Below are 8,628 nucleotides of genomic sequence, written 5' to 3'. Positions count from 1 at the left end.
ATGCCTTGGCGGCTGGCGTACCGGTGGAGCCGTGGGCGGCGGCGGTGCTGTACGCCACCGAGGTCACCTCCAGAGTGGAACTCGTCATCTCGCCGGTGGTCGCGAGCGCCGTTATCGTTTGGCTGGTTCCACTAGCGGGCAGATGGATGCCGGGAAGCGCGAGGACGCCTGATGCGGCAGTCGTTCCTGAGTATGTCGTCGTTCCGCCGTCGAAGGTGTACCCGTTCGGAAGGGTGACGACCACGGCTATACCGGCGACTCCCGCGCCGCTCGTGGCATCGGTGGCTTTGACGGATGCTCCGGTGACGGTGGAGCAGCCCGATCCGGTGTAGCCGGTCTTGTCGAATTTCAGCAGGAGGGTCGATGCCGAAGCGGTCGCTGCAGGTGCCACGGATGCAGCCGCGATCACGGGGATCGTCCAGGCGGCGCCTTGGAGGACGGTGCGGCGGTTCAGCTCAGCGGGGGGGGGGGGGGTAATTGCTGACGTTTCTGTGTTCTCGGGCATGGTTGTACCTTTCGGGAGGTCGTTGCTGGATACGACCAGGTGGGATGCACATCATGTCCGGTGCTGCGACGCGGCGCGGTGTCGAGGGCAGTTGAGTAAGTGCGGGTGAAGGCTTATCGCGTCCGGATTCGTGCGGCAAGCGACCGATATGACGTCTGGTCCCCTTGTCGGGTGTGGACTTGGCGGTCACCTCGAACGAGTGATGTGTCACCCTGCGACGTCCCCATCTCGAACGGTGCCGCGAGCTCGTGCGGCGGCGACCTCCTGCAGAGCCACAACGAATGGCTAGAGCTGCCTCCGGGCGAGCGCTCGTTCCTCAGGTTAGGCCTCGGACTTCGAAGCTTGCCCTTGCCCAGTGGCCTAGGGGCTAAGCGCCCCTCGCGCGACCGCGACTTAGACTCGCGGCATGGCCTCCCGCCCCGCTCCCGGTACCCGGCTCGTGTTCCGCTGGCGGAAGTGGGACGGCTCGCCGCACTGGGAGCAGGACTCCGTCTACCTCGGCTCCGACGCGTGGGGCGACTGGTTCGGCCAGCAGGTGGGGTGGCGCAGCGTCCGCCCGGGCCGGGAGTTCGTGTGCCGCGAACCGAACGTCACCCTCGTCCCCGCGAGCGGCGACTGGGCCTTCACGCACAACGCCGCGCCCCACCCGGTCGCGGTGTACATCGACCTGGCGTGGGACGCCGGCTTCGACGAGGACGGCACGCCCACCGGCGTCGACATGGATCTCGACGTCGTCCGCCGCACGGATGAGCGCGGCACCTGGATCGACGACCGCGACGAGTGGGACGACCACCGCGTGCGGTACGGCTATCCCGCCGACATCGTCGCGCACCTGGAGTCCGTGGCCGTCGACCTCGAGCGTCGAGTGCGCGCGGGCGACGCTCCCTTCTCGGACGCCGTGACCGGGCCGTGGCTGCAGCGTCTCGCGGACCTCGCGCTCACCGGGGACGTCGAGCCGGACCGCGCCTAGACTCGACGGGTGAGCAGCGACCCCAACCGCGCCGATCTCGGCAAAGATCCGCAGCGTGTCAGCGGCATGTTCGACCAGGTCGCCGCGGCCTACGACCGCACCAACTCGGTGCTGAGCCTGGGCAACGATCGTTTCTGGCGCGTCGCGACCCTCAAGGCCGTCGCTCCGCAGCGGGGCGAGCGGATCCTCGACCTCGCCGCCGGGACAGGGACGTCGTCGATGGCGTTCGTCCCCAGTGGCGCGCACGTCGTGGCCGCAGACTTCTCGCGCGGCATGATCGCCGAAGGTCAGCGCCGCCACGGCGACGTCCCGAACCTCGAGTTCGTCCAGGCGGATGCCACCGACCTGCCGTTCGCGGACGGCGAGTTCGACGCGGTGACGATGTCGTTCGGGCTGCGCAACGTCAACGACCCGCGTCGCGCGCTGCGGGAGCTGCGTCGGGTGACGCGGCCCGGAGGGCGGATCGTGGTGTGCGAGTTCTCGCATCCGCCGTCCCGCGCTTTCAACAGCCTCTACCGCTTCTACAACGGCCGGGTGCTGCCGACGGTCGCGAAGGTCGTGAGCTCGAACGCCGAGGCGTACGACTACCTCAACGAGTCCATCCGCGATTGGCCGAACCAGCCGACGCTGGCGGCGTGGATGCGCGACGCCGGGTGGGCCGACGTCGCCTACCGCAATCTCACTTTCGGCATCGTGGCCCTCCACCGCGGGATCAACCCGGGCGCCTGACGGCGACCGATGAGCGTCCTGTCAATCGTCGAGATACCGGCGGCGACCCCTGACCGCGCCAGGATAGGCTGAAACCGTGACCCCGAGACCGCCCGCGGCCGGCACCCGCCTGTCGGGCAAGCTGGGCCTGAGTGACCGCATCTTCGGCGGGCTGCGCGCGCGCACCCTGCTGTCCACCGTCGAGGCCGGTCTCGACCTGGTCGAGAGCACCCTCGAGCGCGAGGTGCGCAGCGCCGACAAGCTCGCGGACGTCACCGCCCGCTACCTGTACGAGGCCGGCGGCAAGCGCGTGCGCCCGATGCTCGCGATCCTCACGGCGCAGCTGGGTGCGGGCACCACTCCCGAGGTCGTCGAGGTGGCCACGGCCCTCGAGTTGACGCACCTCGGCTCGCTGTATCACGACGACGTCATGGACGGCGCCGACAAGCGTCGGGGCGTCCCCAGCGCACAGACGGTGTGGGGCAACAACATCGCCATCCTCACCGGCGACCTGCTCTTCTCTCGCGCGAGCCAGCTCATGGCGCGGCGCGGCGAACGGGCCATCCAGCTGCAGGCCGACACGTTCGAGCGGCTCGTGCTGGGGCAGATGCACGAGACGGTCGGCCCTCAAGAGGGCGACGAGCCGGTGGAGTTCTACCTCCGGGTGCTCGCCGACAAGACCGGCTCCCTCATCGCCGCGGCCGCTCAGGCGGGCGTGATCTACTCGGGCGCTCCCGAGGAGTTCGAGGCCCCGATGGTCGTCTTCGGCGAGAAGGCAGGCGTCGCCTTTCAGCTGCTCGACGACGTCATCGACCTCTCGCCGGATCCGTCCGAGACCGGCAAGGTGCCGGGCACCGACCTGCGCGCCGGTGTGCCGACCATGCCGTATCTGCTGCTCGGCCACCGCACCGATCAGGCCTCCGCCGACCTGCGCGCGCGCATCGACGAGGGTCAGGACCGCATCGCCGCGGGCGCCGACCCCGCGATCCTCGACGACCCGCTCACCGAGCTGCGCGAGCACGAGACCACGCGCGAGACGCTCGACCTGGCCCACCGGTGGTCGCAGGACGCGATCGACGCGCTCGCTCCGCTGCCGGACGGCGCCGTCCGCGAGGCCCTGACGCGGTTCGCCCGCGCGGTGGCCGACCGTTCCGCCTGACCCATCTCCACCCCCCCGATCACGATCGAGAGGACCTCCATGACGAAGTTGCGCCTTGCCATCGTCGGCGCCGGCCCCGCCGGCATCTACGCCGCCGACATCCTGCTGAAGGCCGAGCGCCAGTTCGACGTGTCGATCGACCTGTTCGAGCAGCTCCCCGCTCCCTACGGTCTCGTCCGGTACGGCGTGGCCCCCGACCACCCGCGCATCAAGGGTGTCATCACGGCGCTCCGCGAGGTGCTCGACCGCGGCGACATCCGCATCTTCGGCAACGTGAACTTCGGTACCGACATCACGCTCGACGACCTCAAGCAGCACTACAACGCCGTCATCTTCGCCACCGGCGCGATCCGCGACGCCGACCTCGACATCCCCGGGATCGACGCGACGGGGTCCTACGGTGCCGCCGACTTCGTCAGCTGGTTCGACGGACACCCCGATGTGCCGCGCGAGTGGCCGCTCGAGGCCGAGTCCGTCGCCGTCATCGGCAACGGCAACGTCGCGCTCGACATCACCCGCATGCTCGCCAAGCACGCCGACGACCTGCTCCCCACCGAGGTGCCCGACAACGTCTACCAGGGACTCAAGGCCTCCCCGGTGACCGACGTCCACGTGTTCGGCCGCCGCGGACCCGCGCACGTGAAGTTCACGCCGCTCGAGCTGCGCGAACTCGGCGAGCTGCGCGACGTCGACATGGTCGTGTACGACGAGGACTTCGACTACGACGAGGCGTCGCTCACCGCCATCCAGACGAACAAGCAGGTCAAGGTCATCGACCGCGTCCTGCAGGAATGGCGCACCCGCCCGGGCGTCAACAACGCCGGGGGCGAGGCTTCGCGCCGCCTGCACCTGCACTTCTGGGCGAAGCCGCTCGAAGTCGTCACGGATGCCGAGGGCCGCGTCGCCGCGCTGAAGTACGAGCGCACGAGGCCCGACGCCGAGGGCGGCGTCTCGGGCACCGGCGAGATCCGTGAGGTGCCGATCCAGGCGATCTACCGCGCCGTCGGGTATTTCGGTTCGCCGCTGACGGACGTGCCGTTCGATGAGCGTCACGGCGTGATCCCGAACCACGAGGGTCAGGTGCTGGCATCCGATTCGAACGAGCGGATGCCGGGCGTGTATGCCACCGGCTGGATCAAGCGCGGACCCGTCGGCCTCATCGGGCACACGAAGTCGGACGCCATGGAGACGGTGCGCCACGTCATCAACGATCAGGCCGAGTGGTGGCGCCCGGCGCACCCCGAGGAGGAGGCCATCCCGGCGCTCCTGGCCGAGCGCGGGGTCCTCTGGACCGACCTCGACGGCTGGCACCGCCTTGACGAGCACGAGATGGCCCTCGGCGCCCCGCACGAGCGCGCCCGTATCAAGGTCGTCCCGCGCGACGAGATGATCCGGGTCTCGCGCGGCGAGTGAGTTAGGCTGGGCGACGCTTTCCACCCCCCGGAAGGAGCGCGGCTCGTGATGCAGCCCGCGCAGCTCCCCGATGCGGCAGCTCTTTCGGCCGCGGCGACCGGGATCTCGTCGTCGCTCGCGCAATTCGATGCGGCGATCACGGAGCTGACCCGGGGATGGTCGGGGTTGGCCGGGTCGTACTCCGCTCCCGAGGACGAGATGGTCTTGGCGGCGTTCAGCCGGCTCGGCGCGATGCGGGACGATCTCGTGACGCTGGCCGGGACGCCGGCCGCGCGCTGGAGGATTACGCGGGAGTCGTCGCGGTCCTCGCGACGCGGCGCACAGCGCTCGTGGAGGACATCGCCGCTCAGCTCGCGTCGCCGGTCGACCCCGAGGCGCCCTCGCCCCTGCCCGCCGGGCGCCGGTCCGCACCTCCTCGAGGCCTGGACGCGGCCGTGGACCGCGTACGATATCCGCACCCGTCAGGGTCTGCTGCCGCTGGTCGCCCTGGACGACGGTCGGTGGTGGCGGCGTCGATCGGTCGACGGTGGCGAACACCTGGTCCCCATGCCCGCGGCATCCGTGTTCGATGCCGTGCACGCCGTCGTTGTCGACGCGCTGCTGTCTGCCTGACGCCCCCGCGCGCTCCGCCCCCGCGCCCGGCGCCCCGCGCGCGAGTAACACCCGACCCGCGGCCGGGGCAACCCTCGCGACCGGAATCGACCCCCGTCGGCAGGATGGACCCCACGACGCCGGGCAGTACGGCCCGCGCACCGAGGCGAGGGGGCCGGATGCGAACGGTGAGACGGATCGTGGCCGGGGCGTCCGTCCTCGCCCTGGCGGGCACGCTGGGAGCGTGCTCGGCCGGCGACGGGGTGCCCACGCTCATGTGGTACATCAACCCCGACGACGGCGGTCAAGCCGAGATCGCGGCATCCTGCACCGAGGCGGCGAACGGGGCGTACCGCATCGAGACGTCCCTCCTGCCGCGCGACGCGGCGTCGCAGCGCGAGCAGCTCGCCCGACGCCTCGCCGCGAGCGACCGCTCGCTGGACATCATGAGCTTGGACCCGCCGTTCATCCCCGAGCTCGCCGAACCCGGGTTCCTCGCCCCGGTCCCCGAAGAGCTGCAGAACACCGACGGCGTCGTGCAGGGCGCGGTGCAGTCGGCGAGCTGGAACGACGAACTGGTGACGGTGCCCTTCTGGGCGAACACGCAACTGCTCTGGTATCGGAAGTCGGTGGCCGAGGCGGCGGGCCTGGACATGACCCAACCGGTCACGTGGGAGCAGATCATCCAGGTCGCCGAGGACGAGAACAAGCAGCTGGGCGTTCAGGGCGCGCTCGCCGAGTCCCTGACGGTGTGGATCAACGCGCTGGTCGCCTCGTCCGGCGGGAAGATCCTCGAAGATCCGGACGCGAAGCCCGACGAGATGCAGCTCGGCCTCGACACGGAGGCCGGCAGGAAAGCGGCCGACATCATCGCCCGGATCGGCTCGTCCGGGCTCGCCGGGTCGGGTCTTCCCACCGCCGACGAGAACGCGAGCATGAACCTCTTCCAGGGGGACGACGGCTCGTTCATGGTCAACTGGCCCTTCGTCTACCCCGCGATGCAGGGCGCGGCACCCGAGGTCGTCGACGACCTCGGCTGGGCCGTCTACCCCCGAGTGGATGCCGGGACCCCGGCGGCCCCGCCGGTGGGCGGGATCAACCTCGGTGTCGGCGCGTACAGCGCGCACACCGACCTGGCCTGGCAGGCGGTGGCGTGCATCGTCAGCCCCGAGAACCAGGCCCAGTACTTCGTCACCAACGGCAACCCGCCCTCGAGTGCCGCGGCGTACGACGCCCCCGAGGTGCAGGAGAAGTTCCCGATGGCCGACACGATCCGCGAGTCGCTCGACCTCGGCGCCCCGCGGCCCCAGACGCCGTACTACAACGAGATCTCGATCGGGCTGCAGCGCACGTGGCATCCGCCGACCGCGGTGAACCCGGACACGACGCCGCAGACCTCGACCGACTTCATCCTCGCGGTGCTCAGAGGGGAGCGACTGCTGTGAGCCAGACCCTCGCCCGCGCCGAACGGCGCGACGCGGCATCCGAACCGGAGAAGCCGCACAAGAAGCGGCGATCCGACCGCGCCCGCGCCGAGGTCCGCCTCGGGTGGATGCTCGCGGGTCCCGCGTTCGGGATCATGCTGCTGGTCACGCTGTACCCGATCGTGCAGGCGCTGTGGGATTCGTTGTTCAGCCTGCGCTTGACCGCCCCCGGGGATCGCGAGTTCATCTGGTTCCGCAACTACCAGGTGATCCTCGGCGACCCGGCGTTCTGGCAGTCGATGGGGGTCACTCTCTTCATCACGGTCGTCACGGTGGCGCTGGAGCTGGTCATCGGTTTCGGGTTCGCCCTCGTGATGCACCGGGCCATCAAGAAGCTCCGGGGCTTCGCCCGCACCGCGATCCTCGTGCCGTACGGCATCATCACGGTGGTCTCGGCGTTCGCGTTCTTCTACGCCTTCGACATCAACTCCGGCGGCTACGTCAACAACTGGCTCGCGTGGATCCCCGGGTTCGACGAGAACCTCAACTGGTTCGCGTACCAGGGCACCTCGCTCACGGTGATCATTCTGTCCGAGGTGTGGAAGACCACGCCGTTCATCTCGCTGCTCCTGCTCTCCGGGCTGGCCCAGGTGCCGGGCGATCTGGAGGAGGCCGCGAAGGTCGACGGGGCGACCGCGTGGGAGGTGCTGCGCCGCGTGATCCTGCCGAACATGAAGGCCGCGATCATGGTCGCGGTGCTGTTCCGCACCCTTGAGGCGTTCCGCATCTTCGACAACATCTTCATCATGACCGCCGGTGCCAACGACACCGAGGCGCTGTCGCTCTTGGCGTACAACACCTCGATCGGTCGGCTCGAGATCGGTCTCGGATCCGCCATCTCGGTGCTGCTCTTCCTCAGCGTCCTGATCATCGCCGGCATCTTCATCAAGGGCTTCAAAGTGGATCTGTCCGCGGGGAGGAACAGCTGATGCGCGCGATGACCTGGCCCCAGCGGATCACGTGGATCGTGATCATCGCCGCCGTGCTGGTGTGGTCGCTGTTCCCGGTCTTCTCGATCGCGATGACGTCCTTCAAGACGCCGGCGGGACTGTTCTCGGGCACGCTCGTCCCCGAGGAGTGGACGCTCGACAACTACGCCACGATCCTCGCGCCGGGCGGCAGTGCGCAGGACCTGTTCCTGCCGGCGCTGCGCAACTCGATCGGCATCTCGCTCATCGCGACGTTCATCGCCGTCGTGCTGGCGACGCTGTGCGCCTACGCGATCGCACGCCTGGACTTCCCGGGCAAGCGCGTGATCCTTACGACGGCGCTCGCGGTGTCGGTGTTCCCGATCGTCTCGATCGTGACCCCACTGTTCAACCTGTGGCGCGTGATCGGGCTGTACGACACGTGGCTCGGGCTCATCATCCCGTACCTGTCGCTGACGCTGCCGATCTCGATCTGGACCCTGGCGGCGTTCTTCCGCCAGATCCCCTGGGAGCTGGAGCAGGCGGCGCAGGTCGACGGGGCGACGCCGTTCGAGGCGTTCCGCAAGACCGTGGTGCCGCTCGCCGCCCCCGGCGTCTTCACCACCGCGATCATCGCGTTCTTCATCGCCTGGAACGACTTCGTCTACGGCATCTCATTGACCTCGACGGATGCCGCCCGCCCGGTGCCCGCGGCCCTCTCGTTCTTCACCGGGGCGTCGCAGTTCGAAGAGCCCACGGGCGCGATCTCCGCAGCCGCGATCGTCGTCACCATCCCCATCGTCATCGTCGTCGTGATCTTCCAGCGCCGGATCGTGTCCGGTCTCACACAGGGCGCCGTCAAGGGCTGAAACCCGTCAAGGGCTAAAGGA

8 protein-coding genes and 1 pseudogene are annotated in these 8,628 nt (G+C 69.3%); 8 read left to right on the top strand and 1 reads right to left on the bottom strand.

All coding sequences use genetic code 11. The annotated features are described in order from the left end of the window. Positions 1 to 505, bottom strand: a pseudogene (locus AC3E6M_RS12395) (hypothetical protein); the annotation flags it as partial. Between the two features lie 406 nt (positions 506 to 911). Here AC3E6M_RS12395 and AC3E6M_RS12390 point away from each other — a divergent pair. The 8 genes from AC3E6M_RS12390 to AC3E6M_RS12355 all read left to right on the top strand — a co-directional run bounded on the left by AC3E6M_RS12390 (position 912) and on the right by AC3E6M_RS12355 (position 8,607). Beyond that, positions 912 to 1,475 carry a DUF402 domain-containing protein gene (locus AC3E6M_RS12390; RefSeq protein ID WP_490530072.1) on the top strand — a complete coding sequence of 188 codons (564 nt, stop codon included), beginning with the start codon at positions 912 to 914 and terminating at the stop codon, positions 1,473 to 1,475. Positions 1,476 to 1,484: 9 nt separating this feature from the next. Then, a complete protein-coding gene (locus tag AC3E6M_RS12385; protein WP_138177329.1) occupies positions 1,485 to 2,204 on the top strand; it encodes a demethylmenaquinone methyltransferase in 720 nt (239 codons plus the stop codon). A 76-nt stretch (positions 2,205 to 2,280) separates the two neighbouring features. After that, complete coding sequence (locus AC3E6M_RS12380) at positions 2,281 to 3,342, top strand: polyprenyl synthetase family protein (RefSeq protein WP_138177327.1); 1,062 nt, start codon at positions 2,281 to 2,283, stop codon at positions 3,340 to 3,342. Positions 3,343 to 3,381: 39 nt separating this feature from the next. Next, positions 3,382 to 4,755, top strand: a complete 1,374-nt coding sequence (locus AC3E6M_RS12375) for an FAD-dependent oxidoreductase (protein ID WP_138177325.1) — start codon at positions 3,382 to 3,384, stop codon at positions 4,753 to 4,755. A 45-nt stretch (positions 4,756 to 4,800) separates the two neighbouring features. Beyond that, a complete protein-coding gene (locus tag AC3E6M_RS12370) occupies positions 4,801 to 5,367 on the top strand; it encodes a hypothetical protein (RefSeq protein WP_490530071.1) in 567 nt (188 codons plus the stop codon). Positions 5,368 to 5,525: 158 nt separating this feature from the next. Continuing rightward, complete coding sequence (locus AC3E6M_RS12365; protein ID WP_490530070.1) at positions 5,526 to 6,791, top strand: sugar ABC transporter substrate-binding protein; 1,266 nt, start codon at positions 5,526 to 5,528, stop codon at positions 6,789 to 6,791. Next, a complete protein-coding gene (locus AC3E6M_RS12360) occupies positions 6,788 to 7,759 on the top strand; it encodes a carbohydrate ABC transporter permease (protein ID WP_138177321.1) in 972 nt (323 codons plus the stop codon). Before AC3E6M_RS12365 ends, AC3E6M_RS12360 begins: the two co-directional genes overlap by 4 nt. Continuing rightward, positions 7,759 to 8,607, top strand: a complete 849-nt coding sequence (locus AC3E6M_RS12355; RefSeq protein ID WP_490530069.1) for a carbohydrate ABC transporter permease — start codon at positions 7,759 to 7,761, stop codon at positions 8,605 to 8,607. The genes AC3E6M_RS12360 and AC3E6M_RS12355 overlap by 1 nt, the downstream gene beginning before the upstream one ends. Positions 8,608 to 8,628 lie beyond the last annotated feature (21 nt).

The organism is Microbacterium sp. SCPM-O-B-15248 (M128), assembly GCF_058214835.1.
This window is presented reverse-complemented; position numbering and strand designations above follow the sequence as displayed.